Genomic DNA, 16,378 nt, shown 5'->3' with positions numbered 1-16,378 from the left:
TACGCACTGCGCGGCAGCGCCGAGATGACCGACTTCTGCCGGGAGCACTCCATCGCCCACGCGGTGACCGGCAAGCTGATCGTCGCCACGGACCGCGCCCGCGGTCGGCGCGTCGGCACATGTGCAGCCTGCGCTCATCGGGCTCCTGGACCGGCTCTCCAACACCCCCGCGCGCGTCATCACCGACCTGCACGAGACGCTGATGGAGAACAGCCTGGCACTGGCCCTGCTCGGCAGGTCGCCGGCCCGCCGCGGTCCGGAGGCGAGTCTCGTGTACCGGTGGTTCACCGACCCGCGGGCCCGCGAGACGCACCCGCCCGAGGACCACCCCCACCACTCCCGGGTGTTCGTGGCCGATCTCCAGGCGGCGGCGGCCCGGCGCGGCCGGGACGCGGAGGTCGCGAAGATGGTCGCCGCGCTGCGCCGGCGCAGTCAGGAGTTCGCGGACCTCTGGGACACCCACGACGTCGCGGTGCGCCGCATGGACCACAAGAGGATCGTCCACCCCATGCTCGGCGTCATCGAACTCGACTGCCACAACCTCCTCAGCGAGGACGGGCGGCAACGGCTGCTGTGGTTCACCGCCCCGCCCGGAAGCCCGGCGGCCGAGCAGCTGGAACTGCTGTCCGTCGTGGGGACCCAGGAGCTGACCGCCACGGAGGACGAGGCACCGGAGAGGCTGTCCGCGGCGGACTCGTGAGCGCGGCGGACTCGTGAGCGCGGCGGACTCGTGAGCGCGGCGGACTCGTGAGCGCGGCGGGCCGTGTGCGGCCCGTCCGCCCCGCCCCGCCTCGTAAAATCATGCAAGCGCGCTTGATTGTTCCCGTCCCTGCTGCCACGCTCGACGCGACGGCCGGCAGAGAAGGAGACCACGCGGATGAGCCCGCTCGCACCGCCCGCCCACGTACGCGGCGTCACCACCCTCACGCTCGACTCGCCCTCCCGCCGCAACGCCCTCAGCGCCGGGCTCGTCGCCGCGCTGGCGGACGCGCTGGACGGGTGCGCGGCCGACGAGTCCGTGCGGGCCGTCGTTCTCACCCACACCGGCACCACGTTCTGCGCGGGCGCCGATCTGCGCGCCCCGGCAGATCCGCACGACTTCGTCGCCCTGATGCGGCGGATCGTCGCGCTGCCGAAGCCCGTCGTCGCCCGGGTCACCGGGCACGTCCGGGCCGGCGGGCTCGGACTGCTCGCGGCGTGCGACATCTCCGTCGCCGGGTCCGGGGCGACCTTCGCGCTCACCGAGTCGCGGCTCGGGCTCGCGCCCGCCGTGATCTCGATGCCGCTGCTCCCGCGCGTCGACCCGCGCGCCGCCGCCCGGTACTTCCTGACCGGCGAGCGGTTCGACGTGGCGGAGGCCGAGCGCATCGGGCTGGTCACGCTGGCCGCCGAGGATGTGGACGACGCGCTCGTCCCCGTACTCGACGGGCTGCGGCGGGCCTCGCCGCAGGGGCTGGCGGAGTCCAAGGCGCTGGTCACGGCTACTGTGCTCCAGAGTTTCGACCAGCACGCCGACGACCTCATCGCCCGCTCCGCACGGCTCTTCGCCTCCGACGAGGCCCGGGAGGGGATGACGGCCTTCCTCGAACGACGGGACCCCGCATGGGCGTTGTGACACCGGGCGCCGGCCCGGGCCCCAAACAGGACCGCAGCCGCGCCACCCGCCGACGCCTCCTGGAGGCCGCGGTGGCCTGCCTCGCCGAACACGGCTGGGCCGGGTCCACCGTCGCCGTCGTCGCGGAACGGGCCGGGGTCTCGCGGGGCGCGGCCCAGCACCACTTCCCCACCCGCGAGGACCTGTTCACCGCCGCCGTCGAGTACGTCGCCGAGGAGCGCTCCGCCGCCCTGCGCGCCGTCCCCGACCAGGACCGCGCCGCCGTCGTCGCCGCCCTGGTCGACCTCTACACCGGCCCCCTCTTCCGCGCCGCCCTCCAGCTCTGGGTCGCCGCGTCCAACGAGGAGCAACTGCGCCCCCGCGTGACGGAGCTGGAGGCCCGGGTGGGCCGCGAGACCCACCGCATCGCCGTCCACCTCCTCCGTGCCGACGAGGCGGAACCCGGGGTGCGGGAGACCGTGCAGGGGCTGCTGGACATGGCCCGGGGGCTCGGCCTCGCCAACGTCCTCACCGACGACACCGCCCGCCGCCGCAAGGTGGTCGCCCAGTGGGCGGCGCTGCTCGACACGGCCCTGGGGCCTGTCTGACCGTTCCCGTCCGCCGGGCGTGGCCGGACACGCCCCGGGCCGAGCGTTCCCCGGCGGGAAACGGCTTGGTGACCGCGGGACGCCCGGATAGGGTCCGCACCATGACCAGCAGCGCCGCGCCCCCGTTCCCCGAGCACGTCGAACTCACGGGTGAGGGGCTCGTCCTGCGCGACTGGACCGAGGACGACCTCGACGCCATGCCGGAGCTGTTCGACCATCCGGACATCGCGTACTGGACGCCGATCGTCTCGCCCTTCGACGCGGAGGCCGCCCGCGCGCGGCTGGCGAAGGCCCGGCAGCTGCGGGCGGACGGCACGGCGGTCCTGCTCGCCATCACGCTCGACGGCGGCGCCCCGCTCGGCGAGGTCATGCTGCGCCGCGCCCCCGAGGGCACGGAGCTGGGTTACGCGGTCGGCCCCGCCCACCGCGGGCAGGGGCTCGCCGGGCGGGCGGTGCGGGTGATGGCCGCGTACGCGTTCGAGGAGCTGGGCGTCGACCGGGTCATCCTGGAACTGGAGGCGGAGAACGCGGCCAGCGTCGCCGTCGCCGCCGCGAGCGGCTTCCGGCTGCTCGGCGTACCGCTCATCGAGGGCGAGGAGAAGGGGCGGCCGTACGCCCTCCAGACCTGGGCGCTCGACCGGGCCTGAGTCCCCGGGGCCCCGCCCCTTCAGACCCCCGCCCCCTCCCGGGCCTCCGGGACCGGAAGCTCCGCCACCGCGTCCACCGGCTCGTCCAGCACCCGCAGGGAGCGGGTCAGGTGCAGGGCGGCCGCCAGCGCGGCCATCAGGACCATCAGGAACAGCACCGCGCCCTGCACCCCGAACCGGTCTCCCAGGAAGCCGGCGGCCAGCGGGCCCGTCCACTGCAGGGCCTGCATGCCGAAACGGCTCACGGCGGAGACCCGGCCGCTGTACTCGTCGGGGACGAGCCGGACCTCGTACGACTCCAGGATCACGTTCAGCGGGACCATCGCCGCCGTCGCCACGAGCAGCACCGCGCCGATCTGCCAGGGCTCGGGGACCAGCGCCACCACGGCGAACGACTCCACGAAGACCCAGGCGGAGACCAGCAGGGCGGTCCGGGCGCGGACCTTGGCCAGCAGGAGCGGGCCGATCACCGCGCCGACGACCCCGCCGACCAGGGCCGTCGCGTTGACGAAGCCGATGGTCTGCGGGTCGCCGCCCCGGTGCTTCACGAGGGCGATCAGCAGCAGGAAGAAGCCCTGGGCCACCGCGTTGAGCAGCGCCACCCAGATCACCGTGAACCGCAGATAGGCGTGGTCGCGGACGAAGCGGTAACCGGCCGCCACGTCCCGGCCGATGCCGGGGCGCTCCGCCCCCGGTTCGCGGTCCGGGCCGAGCGGGCGGCGGATGAGCGCGGCGCCCAGGGACGCGAAGAGGAACGACACCGCGTCCGCCAGGAAGGGCGCCCAGCGCGCCGCCGAGAACAGCAGCCCGCCCAGCGGGGCGCCGATGACCCGGGCCGCCATGTCCCGGCCCATCGAGCGGGCGGTGGCCTCCCCGATCTGCTCCTTCGGCACGATCCGGCGCAGGGAGGGGATCGTCGAGCCCGAGGTGATCCCGGACGCGGCGCCGGCCACGCAGGCCAGGGCGGACAGCAGCCACAGCGCGAACTCGCCCCGGTGGACGGCGTACGCGACCGCGCCGAGCGCCGCCGCCTGCACCAGGGGGCCGGTGATCAGGATGAGCCGGCGGGAGACGCGGTCCGCGAGCGCGCCGCCGACGAGCGTGGTCGCGAGGGTGCCGACCATCGCGGCGGCGGTGATCACCCCGGCCCGGGCGACCGATCCGGTGGCGTACAGGATCAGCAGCGGGAAGGCGATGTTCGAGACGCTGGTGCCGAGCGCGGAGAGGCCGTGCCCCGCCCACCAGCCGACGTAGTCCCGGTTGCGCCACAGCGAGACCCGGGCGCCGGCGGGCGGATCGCCCTGGGGCGGCCCCGTCTCCGTACCGTCACGTCGCATGCCCTGGGGTTCCTTTCGGCGGCGGGGGTTCGCGCACGGGCCGATCCGCCGGACGGGCCCCTGGTCCCCTTCGATGCTGCCGGGGCCGAACACCGCCGACCAGGCAACGAACCGGCAGTACCGGGCCGTTCGGCGCGTGCCGTCAGTTGCCGGGTGCCTGCCTGGAAGCGGTTCCCGGGCGTTGGCAGGATCACCGGGGACCGGCCCCCGGCCCGCTCCGGCAGACGTACAGAGGAGACCCGCTATGCCCGCCAGCTCCGGCCCCCACGCCGTCGTCCCGCTCGCGGCGACCGTCGCAGCGGAGGGGGTGGCGGCCGGTGACCCCGGCCGCCCGGAGCGGGACCGGGACGCGGCGGGGCGGGGGCTGCCCGAGATCCGGGCGGCCGTCGCCGCCGCGCTCGGCGGGGTCACCGGGCTGCCGGCCGACGACGTGCCGTGGGACACCGGACTGACCGCGCTGGGCGTGACCTCGCTGGAGATCGGCCGGATCTGCGCCCGGCTCGGCGACGCGCTCGGGCGGCCGGTGCCGATCTCGCAGATCTACCGGCAGCGGACCGCCGCCGGGCTCGCGGAGTGGATCCACGCCACGGACGGGCTGCCGCACGCGGCACCCGGCGGGGACGCGGAGGCCGGTGACGACGCACGCGCCCCGCTGTCGCCGACGCAGACCTTCATGTTCATGAAGCACGTCTTCAAGCCCGACGACCTGTCGCTGCACTCGGTGCGCTGCTGGCGCATCGAGGGCCGCCCCGACCGGGCCGCGCTGGCCGCCGCCGTGGAGTACCTGCACCGCCGGCACCGCTATCTGAGCGCCGAATACCTCTTCCAGGAACAGCCCTACGTACGCCCCGCCGAGCTGCCCGTCCCGCCGCTCGGCGCGTTCCTCGCGGACACCGAGGAGGAGGCGAAGGACGTCTTGGCCCGCGAACTGGCCAAGCCCTTCCGGCTGGTGCGCGGCGACGTGTGGCGGCCGGTCTTCGTGGCGGTGCGCCAGGCGCACGTCACCCTCTTCGGGTACGCCGTCCACCACGTGGCGTTCGACGGCGGTTCGTCCGAGGTCCTGGCGCACGACCTGTCGGCCGCCTACAACGCGTACGCCGAGGGCCGGACCCCCGACCTGGAGCCCGCCCCCGGGCCGCGCGAGGTGGCCGAGGCGCTGGAGGCGCACCTGCCGTACGTGGACCTCGACGCCCAGCGCGAGTACTGGCGGCGCACGATCAACGGCATGACCCCGCTGGAGTACCCGGGCGGTGCGGAGGCGCCGCGCGGGACGCCCTGCCGGATGATCGACCTGCCACTGCCCGCCGGGCTCGCCGACGGCGTCAAGGGGCTGGCGGAGCTCCACGGGGTCAGCCCGTTCGCCGTGTACCTGAGCGCGTACGGGCAGGCCATGGCGGAGCTCATCGGCGATCACGACTTCGGTGTCGGCACGCCCGTCAACCGGCGCGGCAACAGCGTTCTCAGCCGGGCCGCGGGCTGCCTCATCGACATCCTGCCGCTGCGGCCCAGGACCGACCCGGGCGCCTCGCCCGCCGCGTCGATCGCCGCCACCGCCGCGGCCGTCGCGGAGGCGTTCTCGGCACAGGACCTGTCGATCTCGGAGATCGCCGGGCTCCAGCTGAAGACGGAGTCCACGGACCGCAACCGGATGTTCCAGACGATGTTCGTGCTCCAGGACAACGGCCTGGGCGAACTGGCCCTGAAGGGGCTGCCGTCCCAGTTCTTCCGGCCGCGCTACCCCGGGGTCTCCGGCGAGGTGCACGCGGAGGTCTGGCCGGCCGCCGGGACGCACGGGCGGCTGGTGATCGGCTACCACCCGGACCGGACGTCCGGCGCCTTCTGCGACCGGCTCGCCGAGGCCATGCTCGCCCGGCTCACCGGATACCTGGCCTGATCCGATGACGAAGCCCGGGGACAACCCGTGGATCGGCAGCCGGTTCGGGGCCGTGGACCGGCCGCGTACGCGGGTGGTCTGCCTGCCGCAGTCGGGCGCGGGGCCCGCCGCGTTCACCGCCTGGCGGCCGCATCTGCCGCCCGGCGTCGAGATCGCCACCGTGACGCTGCCCGGCCGCGGCCCCCGGACCACCGAGCCGCTGCCCCCGGACCCGGACACCGTGACGCGCCGGCTGCTCGACGGTCTGCTCCCCGAATTCGACGTGCCGTACGTCCTGTTCGGTCACAGCCTGGGCGCGCTGCTGGCCCACGCGGTGACCGTGCGGGCCGCCCGGGAGGGGGTGCCCGCACCGGCCGCGCTCGTCGTGTCCGGGTCGCGGGCGCCGCACACCCCGCCCGGCGCTTCGGTCGCGGAGTACGACGACCGGGGCCTGGCCGACTGGCTGACCCGGATCGGCGGGCTGCCGCCGGAGCTGCTGCGCCACAACGCGTACGCCGCGTACGTGTTCCGCACGGTCCGCGCCGACCTGGCGCTGGCCGAGCGGATCGTGACCGCCGGGCCGGTACGGGTCGGCTGCCCGCTCCATGTGTTCGGAGGGGTGGACGACACGCTCGCACCGCCCGCCCTGATCGAGGAGTGGCGCGCCTGCGCCGGCGGCGGGCACAGCACGACGCTGCTGCCCGGCGGGCACGGCTTCCCGCAGTCCGAACCGGCGGCGACCGTCGCCGCACTGGCCGGTGTCCTGCCGGCCCCCGTACCTCCACACCCACCACAGGAAGGACCGCCCCGGTGACCACGACCGAGCAGACCGAAGCCATCCGTACCCAGGTGAGGGCCTATCTGACCGAGGAACTGGCGACGCCCGTCGCCGACGACCTCAACATCTTCGGCGCGGGCCTCGCCAACTCGCTGTTCACCATCCAGCTCGTGACCTACGTGGAGCGCGCGTTCGGCGTCCAGGTCGGCACCGACGAGCTGGACGAAGTGCACTTCTGCTCCGTCGACGCGATCACCGCGTTCGTGGCCGCCAAGCCGTCGCGCTCCGCCGCCTGACCACCCCGCCCGCCCTCTCCTGCCGGAGGCTCCACGTGAAGCCGTCGCCCCTCGAAGCGGCCCTGCCCCTGTCGCCGTTGCAGGAAGGGATGCTCTTCCACGCCCTGTACGACGAGGAGGGCGTCGACGTCTACACGATCCAGGTCGCCTTCGGGCTGAGCGGCGCGCTCGACGCGGACCGGCTGCGGGTCGCGTGCGGGGCGCTCCTGGAGCGGCATCCGGTGCTGCGGGCGGGCTTCCAGCAGCGGAAGACGGGCGAGCCCGTCCAGCTGGTACGGCGGCGGGCCGCGGTGCCCTGGACGGACCTCGACCTGCGCGCGCTCCCGGCGGACGAGCAGCGCGACCGGCTCGCCCGCTACCAGGCCGACGACCGGGCCCGGGGCTTCGACATGGGCCGCCCGCCGCTGATCCGCTTCACCCTGGCCCGGCTCGCCGACGACGAGCACGTCATGGTGCTGACGTACCATCACATCCTGCTCGACGCCTGGTCGTTCCAGATCGTGCTGCGCGACCTGCTGGTGCTGTACGCGGCCGGGGGCGAGGGCGGGGCGCTGCCGCCCGCGGTCCCCTTCGCCCGGTACCTCTCCTGGCTCGCCGGGCAGGACCGGGCCGCGTCCGAGGACGCCTGGGCCGAGGCGCTGGCCGGGCTCGGGGAGCCCACCCTCGTCGCGCCCGGCGCCGACGCGGCCGGGGGCGCCGCGATGCCCCGCATGGCCGCCGCCGAGCTGACCGAGGAGACGACCGGGGCGCTCACCGCCGCCGCCCGCGCGGCCGGGCTCACCCTCAACTCCGTGGTGCTGGCCGCCTGGTCGCTGGTCCTCGGCGGGCTGACCGGGCGCTGGGACGTGGTCTTCGGGCAGACCGTGTCCGGCCGCCCGGCCGGGCTGGACGACGTCGAGGACATCGTCGGCCTGCTCATCAACGCCGCCCCGGTGCGGGTGCGGCTGGACCCGTACGAGGCGCTGGGGGCGCTGGCCGCCCGCATCCAGCGGGAGCAGTCGGCGCTCGAACCGCACCACCACGTGGGCCTCGCCGACGTCCAGCGGCGGGCCGGGCTCGGCGAACTCTTCGACACCTCCGTGGCGTTCGGGAACGCCCCGATGAGCTGGGACGACGTGCGCGCCCCGGCCGGCGGGCTGCGGCTGACCGCCGTCGAGGGCGACGGGTCGGCCGGCTCCACCCACTACCCGCTGAGCCTGATGGCCGTCCCCGGCAAGCGGCTGCGGCTTGAGGTCAACTACCGGCAGGACCTGTACGAGCGGGCCGAGGCCGTGAGCGTCGCCGCACGCGTCCGCCACCTCCTGGAGACCTGGCTCACCGCCCCGGACACCCCGGTGGGACGCGTCGCACTGCTCACCCCGGACGAGCGCGACCGGGTGCTGCGCACCTGGAACGACACCGCGCACCCGGTCGAGGACACCACCCTGCCCCGGATGTTCGCCGAGCAGGCGGCCCGTACGCCCGACGCCGTCGCCCTCGTCGCCGAGGACGCCACGCTGACGTACGCCGAGACCGCCGAACGGGTCGGCGCCCTGGCCGCACGGCTGCGCGGGCACGGGGTCCGGCACGGCGACACCGTGGCCGTCGCGCTGCCCCGGTCGGCCGCCCTGGTCGTCGCCCTGCACGCGGTGCAGGCGGCGGGCGCCGCCTACGTGCCGGTCGACCCGGACCTGCCGGCCGAGCGGATCGGGTGGCTCCTGGAGGACGCCGCCCCCGCGCTGCTGCTCACCGGGACAGCGACGGCCGCCGCACTGCCGGAGACGGGAGTGCCGCGGCTGCTGCTGGACGTGCCGGAGGACCCGGTGGACGTCTCCGCCGCGCCGGACGGACCGCGGGGGGAGAGCGCGGCCTACGTCATCTTCACGTCCGGGTCGACCGGGCGGCCCAAGGGCGTCATGGTGCCGCACGCCGCCGTGGTCAACCGGCTGCGCTGGATGCAGGACCGCTATCCGATCGGGCCCGGGGACCGGGTGCTCCAGAAGACGCCGTGCGGGTTCGACGTCTCGGTCTGGGAGTTCTTCTGGCCCCTGCACACCGGCGCCACCCTGGTCGTGGCGCGCCCCGACGGCCACAAGGACCCGGCCTACCTGGCGGAGCTGATCCGGCGCGAGAACGTCTCCGTCGCCCACTTCGTCCCCTCGATGCTCCAGGTCTTCCTCCAGGAGCCGGCCGCCGCGCGGTGCACGGGGCTGCGGCGCGTCTTCTCCAGCGGCGAGGCGCTGCCCGTTGCCGCCCAGAACCGCTTCCTGGAACTCCTCGGGCCGGAGGGCGCCGAGCTGCACAACCTCTACGGGCCGACCGAGGCGGCCGTCGACGTCACGTACTGGCAGTGCCGCCCGGTCACCGGGGCCGGGTCCGTCCCCATCGGCCGGCCCGTCTGGAACACCCGCCTCCTGGTGCTCGACAAGGCGCTGCTCCCCGTCCCGCCCGGCGTGCCCGGCGAGCTGTACCTCGCGGGCGCGCAGCTCGCCCACGGCTACGCGCACCGGCCCGTCCTCACCGCCGAGCGCTTCGTCGCCGACCCCTGCGGGGAGCCCGGCACCCGCATGTACCGCACCGGTGACGTGGTGCGCTGGACGGCCGACGGGGTCCTGGAATACCTGGGCCGCAGCGACGACCAGGTCAAGATCCGGGGCCTGCGCGTCGAGCTCGGCGAGATCGACACCGTGCTGGCGGGACACGCGTCCGTGGGGCAGGTCGCGACCGTCGTCCGCGAGGACCAGCCGGGGGTGAAGCGCCTGGTGGCGTACGTGGTGCCGGCGGGGACACCCGAGGTGGACCCGGCCGCGCTCACCGAGTACGCCGCCGGGGCCCTGCCCGAGTACATGGTGCCCGGAGCCGTCGTCCGGCTGGACCGGCTGCCGCTGACGCCGAACGGCAAGCTGGACCGCCGGGCGCTGCCCGCCCCCGCCGCCGCGGCCGGCTCCGGCGGGCGGGAGCCCTCGGGCCACGCCGAGGAGACCCTGTGCGCGCTGTTCGCCGAGGTGCTGGGCGTCGCGGACCCCGGGGTCGACGACAGCTTCTTCGATCTCGGCGGCGACTCGATCGTCTCCATCCAACTGGTCGCCCGCGCCCGCAAGTCGGGCCTGGTGATCACCCCGAAGGACGTCTTCACGCACCGGACCGTCGCCGCCCTCGCCCGGGTCGCCCGGACGGTCGCCGACCGCCCGGCCGAGCACCCGGACGCGGGCACGGGCCCGCTCGGGCCCACCCCGGTCATGCACTGGCTCCGCGAGCGCGGCGGCCCCTCCGACGGCTTCCACCAGTCCGTCCTGGTCCGCGTCCCGCACCTGGGCACGACCGGCCGGCTGGTCCGGGCGGTCCAGCGGCTCCTGGACCGGCACGACGCGCTCCGCATGCGCCGCCTCACCACCGGACCGGGCGGCCGGGAGTGGTCCCTCGACATCGCCGCGCCCGGCACGGTCCGCGCCGAGGACCTGGTGCGCCGCCGCGAGGTCACCGGGCTGGACCCGGACGCGCTGCGGGCCGCCGTCGCCGAGGAGTCCGCCGCCGCGCGCGACCGGCTCGACCCGGCCGCGCGCCGCATGGCCGAGGCGGTCTGGTTCGACGCGGGCCCCGGCGCGGACGGCCGCCTCCTGCTCACCGTGCACCACCTCGCCGTGGACGGCGTCTCCTGGCGCGTCCTGCTCCCGGACCTGCACCGGGCGTGGAAGAGCGCCGACGACGACGGCGGTACGGCGGAACTCGACCCCGTCCACACCTCGTTGCGCACCTGGTCCGACCGGCTGCACACGGCCGCCCGCGAGCCCTGGCACACGGACCGGCTGCCGCTCTGGGAGGACGTCCTGTCGGGCGGCGACCCCGCCCTCGCGGCCCGCCCGCTCGACCCCGGGCGCGATGTGTACGGGACCGCCCGTTCGCTCACCCTGACCCTGCCGGCCGCGTACACCGAACCGCTGCTGACCAGCGTGCCCGCCGCCTTCCGGGCCGGGGTCGACGACATCCTGCTCACCGCGCTCGCCCTGGCCGTCGGGTCCTGGCGCCGGGCGCGCGGGACGGACGGCGCGGGCGGGGTGCTCGTGGACCTGGAGGGGCACGGGCGCGAGGAGATCGCGGACGGCCTCGACCTGTCGCGTACCGCCGGGTGGTTCACCAGCCTCTACCCCGTACGGATCGACCCCGGCTCCGATGGCCCGAACCGGGCGGTGAAGCGGGTCAAGGAGCAGCTGCGGGCGATCCCGGACCACGGCATCGGCTACGGGCTGCTGCGCCACCTCAACCCGGACACGGCGGGCCGGCTCGCCGCCTACGCGCCCCCGCAGATCGGGTTCAACTACCTGGGGCGGATCTCCGGGCCCGGCGAGGGCGTGTGGGACATCGCGGCCGAGGCGGACGCCGTGGTGCCCGGGACCGACGACGGGCTGCCCATGCCGCACGTCATCGAGGTCAACGCCGCCACCCACGACCTGCCCGACGGACCCCGCCTCACCGCGACCTGGTCCTGGCCCGGCGCCCTGCTCACCGAGGCCGACGCGGCGGAGCTGGGCGAGGCGTGGTTCGCCGCCCTGCGCGACCTCGTCGCCCACACCGCGCGGCCCGGAGCGGGCGGCCTCACCCCCTCCGACGTACCGCTGGTGGACATCGGGCAGGACGAGCTGGAAGCCCTGGAGGCCACCTGGCCCGCGGGCCCGCCCGCCGGACTGCTGCCCGCGACGCCGCTCCAGGAGGGGCTGCTGCACCACGCCCGGTACGACAGCGGGGCCGCCGACGTCTACCACGTCCAGCTCGTCGCCGAACTCGAAGGCGCCCTCGACACCGCCGCCCTGCGCCGCGCCTGCCAGGCCCTCACCGACCGGCACGAGGCCCTGCGCACCGGCTTCCCGCTCCTGGACTCCGGCGAACCCGTCCAGGCCGTCGCCGGACGCGTCGAAGTGCCCTGGACCGAGCTGGACCTGAGCCGCCCCGACGGGTCGTCGCCGCGCCCCCGCCTGGACGCCTTCCTGACCCGCGACCGGCGGGCCCGGTTCGCCATGGACCGCCCGCCGCTGGTGCGCTTCACGCTGCTCAGGACGGGCCCGGACCGGCACGCCCTGGTCTTCACCAGCCACCACATCCTGACCGACGGCTGGTCCACCTCGGTGCTGCTGCGCGACCTGTTCACGCTGTACCTGAGCGGCGGCGACCCCGCCGCGCTGCCCCGGCCCGTCCCCGCCCGGGAGTACGCCGCCTGGCTGGCGGGACGGGACCGCGAGACCGCCCGCGAGGCGTGGCGCACCGCGCTCAAGGGCCTGCCCGGGCCCTCCCTGATCGCCCCCGGCCACGACACCGGCACCCTGACCACGCTCCCCGAGCGCGTCACCGCCGAACTGCCGCAGGACCTCACCGCCGCGCTCACCGCCGCCGCCCGCACGGCCGGGGTCACCCCGAACACCGTGGTCCAGGGCGCCTGGGGGCTGCTGCTCGCCGAGCTGACCGGCCGCCGGGACGTCGTGTTCGGCGCGACCGTCTCGGTCCGGCCGCCGGAGCTGCCCGGCATCGAGGACATGGTGGGGCTGTACATCAACACCGTGCCGGTCCGCGTCGAGGCGGCGGACCCCGCCGAACCGCTGCGTGCCCTGCTCGTGCGCGTACAGGCCGCACAGGCCGAACTGGCCGACCACCACCACCTCGGCCCGGCCGACATCCAGCGCCTCGCGGGCGCCGGACCGCTGTACGACACGTCGATCGTGTTCGAGAACTACCCCAGGGCCGCCGCGCTGCCCGCCGTGCCGGGCGCGGGGCTGCGCGTCGCCGGCTTCCACGGCCGGGACGCCTACCACTACCCGCTCAAGCTGATGGCCGTCCCCGGCGACCGGATGTACCTGGAGGTCAGTCACCGCGCCGAGCTGGTGGACGCCGGACAGGCCGCCGCCGTGCTGGACCGGCTGACCGCGCTGCTCACCGCCTTCGCCGAGGACCCGGAGACCGCGACCGGGGCGCTGCCCGGGACCGCGCTGCCCGTCCTGGACGTGCGTGCCGAGCCGGTCGCACCGCCCGCGCCCGCCGCCGGTCCCCCGGCGCGCACCGAGGCGCTGTGCGCGCTGTTCGCCTCGGTGCTGGGACGCGAACACCACGGCGCCGATGAGGACTTCTTCGACGCGGGCGGCGACTCCCTGCGGGCGCTGCGCCTCGCCGGGCGCGTCCGGGAGGCGCTGGGCGCCGAGCCGGACCTCGTGCAGATCCACCGTCACCGCACTCCGGCCGCCCTGGCCGCCGTGCTCGTACCCGTACACACCGAAGGAAGTCAGTGATGGCGAACCCGTTCGACAACGAGGAGGGGACCTTCGTGGTCCTGGTCAACGACGAGGGGCAGCACTCGCTGTGGCCGTCCTTCGCGGAGGTCCCGGCCGGCTGGACCGTCGCGCTCGGGGAGTCCGACCGGGCGTCGGCGCTCGCGTACATCGAGGCCAACTGGACCGATATGCGCCCCAAGAGCCTCATCGACGCCACCGCGTAACGCCCCGTCCCCTTCGTACGCCCGCTGAGGAGAACGAGCCATGCCCCGCACCCTCCACGACGTCGTGGTCACCGGCATCGGAGCCACCACCCCGCTCGGAGGTACCGCCCCGGCCACCTGGGAGGCGTTGCTCGCCGGCCGCAGCGGCGCGGTCGCGCTCACCGGGCGCTGGGCGAAGGACCTCCCGGTACGGATCGCCGCCCGGGCCGCCGTGGAACCCACGTCCGTCCTGGACCGGATCGAGGCCCGGCGGATGGACCGGGCGGGGCAGTTCGCCGTCGTCGCGCTCCGCGAGGCCTGGGCGGACGCCGGGTTCACCGCCCCGGCCGGGAAGGACGGCGGCCCCGACGCCGACCGGACGGCGGCGGTCGTCGGCACCGCCTTCGGCGGGCTGGGCACGGCCCTGACCAACGAGGAGGTGCTGCGGACGGGCGGGGCCCGGCGGGTCTCCCCGATCGCGGTCCCGATGCTGATGGCCAACAGCCCGGCCGCCCAGGTCAGCATGGTCATCGGCGCCCGTGCCTGCGCGCAGGCCCCGGCCACCGCGTGCGCGGCGGGCGCCGAGGCCGTCGCGGCCGGGCTCGACCTGATCCGGCTCGGGCGCGCCGACGTGGTCGTGGCCGGCGGCAGCGACGCGGCGATCCATCCGCTGGCGATCGCCGGCTTCGCGAACATGACCGCGCTGTCCCGGCGCAACGAGGAGCCGGAGCGGGCCTCGCGCCCCTTCGACGTCCACCGGGACGGGTTCGTGATGGGGGAGGGGGCCGCGGTGCTCGTCCTGGAGCGGGCCGAGCACGCGCGGGCCCGGGGAGCCAGGATCTACTGCGAGGTCGCCGGGGCTGGGATGAGCGCGGACGCCCACCACATGGCCCGGCCCGAGCCCACCGGGAGGTCCCTGGCCCGGGCGATGGAGCGGGCGCTCGCGGACGGTGGCCTGACCACCGCGGACGTGGTCCAGATCGGGGCGCACGCCACCTCGACCCCGGGCGGCGACATGATCGAGAGCCGGGCGATCGGCGCGCTGTTCGGGCCGGGCGGGGTCCCGGTGTCGGCGATCAAGTCGATGACGGGCCATCTGCTGGGCGCCGCCGGGGCGTTGTCCGCGGTGGCGGCGGTGCTCGCGCTGCGGGACCGGGTGGCGCCGGCCGCCGTCACCATCGAGGAGCTGGACGAGACCGTCGAGCTGGACGTGGTCCGCGCGGCCCCGCGCCCCCTGCCCGCCGGACCGGCCGCCGTGCTGAGCAACGCGTCGGGCTTCGGCGGCCACCAGGTGGCGCTGGCCCTGCGGGCGGGGTGAGGGGGAGGGGGCGCGGGGGGTTCCGGGCGGCGTCAGGCGCCGAGCGTGCGGCCGGACTCCTGGTCGAGCGTGTCGATGTACGCCCTGATCCAGCCGTAGACCCGGTAGCCGTAGCGGGTGCCGCGGTGGACGCGGATCAGTGAGGCGTCGGCGAGTTCGGCCAGGCCGCAGACGACGCTGCCCGCCGTCCAGGCGCCCGCCGGATGGTCGCTCACCACGTCCTCGACGGTGAACGAGTCGAAGGACCGGGCCAGATGGTGCAGCAGGTCCCGCTGTTCGGCGGTGAGCAGGTCGTAGCTCCAGCGCACGCTGTCCGCGAGGGTCCTGTGGTGCGAGACGGCCGACAGGTCGAACCGGTCGAACATGTACAGCGCGGGACCGCTGTACAGCAGGGACTCCAGCGACACGGTCCGGATGCAGTGCGCGGCCGCCTCGATCGCACGCGGCAGCCCGTCCAGGCGCCGGCACAGCTCCGCCACCTGCGGCAGGCGGCTGCCCAGGTCGAGCGTGGGCACGGTGGACCTGGCGCGGCGCAGGAACAGTTCCACGGCCGCGGGCAGGTCTGCCCCGTCCTCGGCGGGGCCTTCGGCCGCCGTGTCCGGGCCCGGTTCGCCCGCCGGGAGCGGGGACACCTCCCAGACGTCCGCGGAGAGAACGGCCAGCGGCCGCCGCGAGGTGATCAGCACCCGCAGTCCGGGGTGCGTCACGACGAGCCGCAGGACCAGCCGGGACACCGTGGCGACGACGTGTTCCGCGTTGTCCACGACGAGCAGCAGGTCCAGTTCCCGGCCGGGCTCGCGGGCGACCGCGTCCGCCAGGACCGCGTCCACGGCCCGGTGCACCTGGTCCCGCGCGGCGGCCGGGTCCGCCGACTCCGGGACGCACGGGCCCAGTTCGACCACGCCGACACCGTCGCGGAAACGTTCCTGGAGGCGGGCCGCGGCGGTCAGGGCGAGCCGGGTCTTGCCGACTCCGCCGGGGCCGGTGAGGACGAGCAGCCTGCCCCGCCGCATGGTGCCCAGGACATGGCGCAGGTCGTCGTCGCGCCCGGCCATGGCCTCGGTGAGCGGGCGGGGGCCGCGCCAGCGGTCGGGGTCGACCGGGTGCGGCCAGCGCCCGGAGGCGTCGCGCTGACGGGGCAGGAAGAGCGGGGTGACCTCGTGGCCGGGGTGCAGGCCCTCGGCGCCGGCGAGTTCGGCGAGCGAGGTCCCGAAGGCGCCCAGCAGGAGGTCGACGGAGGCGCGGCGGGGCCGGTTGTTGGAGCCGGTCTCGATGTTGCGGATGGTGCGCACACTGACCCCGGAGCGCTCCGCCAGCTCCTCCTGGGTCCAGCCGCGCGCCTGTCTTCGCTCGGCGAGCAGGTGGCGCAGCCGGCGGACGTCCGGCGTCGCGGACATGGGCTGTTCGATGGCCTCGATCATGTTCCAGATCCCCCGATTGCTTCTCGTGGCCGTGGTGATGTGACGCCCCGCCCCGTCCGCCCGGGAGCGG

The 16,378-nt window shown here is 75.6% G+C and carries 11 protein-coding genes and 1 pseudogene; 10 read left to right on the top strand and 2 right to left on the bottom strand.

The genetic code is table 11. The features are described 5' to 3' along the window. Positions 1–100 precede the first annotated feature (100 nt). The 4 genes and pseudogenes from ACN6LM_RS02790 to ACN6LM_RS02775 all read left to right on the top strand — a co-directional run. Positions 101–700, top strand: a pseudogene (locus tag ACN6LM_RS02790) (MmyB family transcriptional regulator); the annotation flags it as partial. A gap of 177 nt (positions 701–877) precedes the next feature. After that, positions 878–1,615, top strand: a complete 738-nt coding sequence (locus ACN6LM_RS02785) for an enoyl-CoA hydratase family protein (RefSeq protein ID WP_445063651.1) — start codon at positions 878–880, stop codon at positions 1,613–1,615. Further along, positions 1,603–2,202 carry a TetR/AcrR family transcriptional regulator gene (locus tag ACN6LM_RS02780; RefSeq protein ID WP_445063650.1) on the top strand — a complete coding sequence of 200 codons (600 nt, stop codon included), beginning with the start codon at positions 1,603–1,605 and terminating at the stop codon, positions 2,200–2,202. Before ACN6LM_RS02785 ends, ACN6LM_RS02780 begins: the two co-directional genes overlap by 13 nt. A 101-nt stretch (positions 2,203–2,303) precedes the next feature. Continuing rightward, entirely contained in the window at positions 2,304–2,849 is a 546-nt protein-coding gene (locus ACN6LM_RS02775) for a GNAT family N-acetyltransferase (RefSeq protein WP_445063649.1), read from the top strand. Between the two features lie 20 nt (positions 2,850–2,869). Here the strand turns inward: ACN6LM_RS02775 and ACN6LM_RS02770 are convergent, their stop codons facing one another. Continuing rightward, entirely contained in the window at positions 2,870–4,186 is a 1,317-nt protein-coding gene (locus ACN6LM_RS02770; RefSeq protein ID WP_445063648.1) for an MFS transporter, read from the bottom strand. Positions 4,187–4,430: 244 nt separating this feature from the next. Between ACN6LM_RS02770 and ACN6LM_RS02765 the strand changes: the two genes are divergently transcribed. From ACN6LM_RS02765 to ACN6LM_RS02740, 6 genes are read left to right on the top strand one after another with little or no spacing between them, the layout of a single operon-like run. After that, complete coding sequence (locus tag ACN6LM_RS02765) at positions 4,431–6,080, top strand: condensation domain-containing protein (protein ID WP_445063647.1); 1,650 nt, start codon at positions 4,431–4,433, stop codon at positions 6,078–6,080. A 4-nt stretch (positions 6,081–6,084) separates the two neighbouring features. Continuing rightward, positions 6,085–6,873 carry a thioesterase II family protein gene (locus tag ACN6LM_RS02760; protein ID WP_445063646.1) on the top strand — a complete coding sequence of 263 codons (789 nt, stop codon included), beginning with the start codon at positions 6,085–6,087 and terminating at the stop codon, positions 6,871–6,873. Beyond that, positions 6,870–7,133 carry an acyl carrier protein gene (locus tag ACN6LM_RS02755; protein WP_445063645.1) on the top strand — a complete coding sequence of 88 codons (264 nt, stop codon included), beginning with the start codon at positions 6,870–6,872 and terminating at the stop codon, positions 7,131–7,133. Before ACN6LM_RS02760 ends, ACN6LM_RS02755 begins: the two co-directional genes overlap by 4 nt. Before the next feature lie 35 nt (positions 7,134–7,168). Next, positions 7,169–13,384 (top strand): amino acid adenylation domain-containing protein, encoded by a 6,216-nt coding sequence (locus tag ACN6LM_RS02750; RefSeq protein WP_445063644.1) that lies wholly within the window; start codon positions 7,169–7,171, stop codon positions 13,382–13,384. Beyond that, the gene (locus ACN6LM_RS02745; RefSeq protein WP_445063643.1) at positions 13,384–13,590 is read left to right on the top strand and encodes an MbtH family protein; all 207 of its coding nucleotides are present in this window, start codon (positions 13,384–13,386) and stop codon (positions 13,588–13,590) included. Before ACN6LM_RS02750 ends, ACN6LM_RS02745 begins: the two co-directional genes overlap by 1 nt. A 40-nt stretch (positions 13,591–13,630) precedes the next feature. Continuing rightward, on the top strand, positions 13,631–14,887 hold the full coding sequence (locus ACN6LM_RS02740) for a beta-ketoacyl-[acyl-carrier-protein] synthase family protein (RefSeq protein ID WP_445063642.1): 1,257 nt from the start codon (positions 13,631–13,633) through the stop codon (positions 14,885–14,887). 32 nt (positions 14,888–14,919) lie between these two features. Here ACN6LM_RS02740 and ACN6LM_RS02735 read toward each other — a convergent pair whose 3' ends face one another. Further along, entirely contained in the window at positions 14,920–16,308 is a 1,389-nt protein-coding gene (locus tag ACN6LM_RS02735) for an ATP-binding protein (protein WP_445063641.1), read from the bottom strand. Positions 16,309–16,378: the final 70 nt, after the last annotated feature.

It is taken from the genome of Streptomyces sp. SAS_281 (assembly GCF_052542855.1).
The sequence above is the reverse complement of the archived record's forward strand: the minus strand, read 5'-3'. Positions and strand labels throughout refer to the sequence as shown.

What these genes read in the sequence shown, in the direction of transcription:
- ACN6LM_RS02785 (WP_445063651.1), top strand. Translation starts at nt 878, where the DNA reads ATGAGCCCGCTCGCACCGCCCGCCCACGTACGCGGCGTCACCACCCTC.
- ACN6LM_RS02780 (WP_445063650.1), top strand. Translation starts at nt 1,603, where the DNA reads ATGGGCGTTGTGACACCGGGCGCCGGCCCGGGCCCCAAACAGGACCGC.
- ACN6LM_RS02775 (WP_445063649.1), top strand. Translation starts at nt 2,304, where the DNA reads ATGACCAGCAGCGCCGCGCCCCCGTTCCCCGAGCACGTCGAACTCACG.
- ACN6LM_RS02770 (WP_445063648.1), bottom strand. Translation starts at nt 4,186, where the DNA reads ATGCGACGTGACGGTACGGAGACGGGGCCGCCCCAGGGCGATCCGCCC.
- ACN6LM_RS02765 (WP_445063647.1), top strand. Translation starts at nt 4,431, where the DNA reads ATGCCCGCCAGCTCCGGCCCCCACGCCGTCGTCCCGCTCGCGGCGACC.
- ACN6LM_RS02760 (WP_445063646.1), top strand. Translation starts at nt 6,085, where the DNA reads ATGACGAAGCCCGGGGACAACCCGTGGATCGGCAGCCGGTTCGGGGCC.
- ACN6LM_RS02745 (WP_445063643.1), top strand. Translation starts at nt 13,384, where the DNA reads ATGGCGAACCCGTTCGACAACGAGGAGGGGACCTTCGTGGTCCTGGTC.
- ACN6LM_RS02740 (WP_445063642.1), top strand. Translation starts at nt 13,631, where the DNA reads ATGCCCCGCACCCTCCACGACGTCGTGGTCACCGGCATCGGAGCCACC.
- ACN6LM_RS02735 (WP_445063641.1), bottom strand. Translation starts at nt 16,308, where the DNA reads ATGATCGAGGCCATCGAACAGCCCATGTCCGCGACGCCGGACGTCCGC.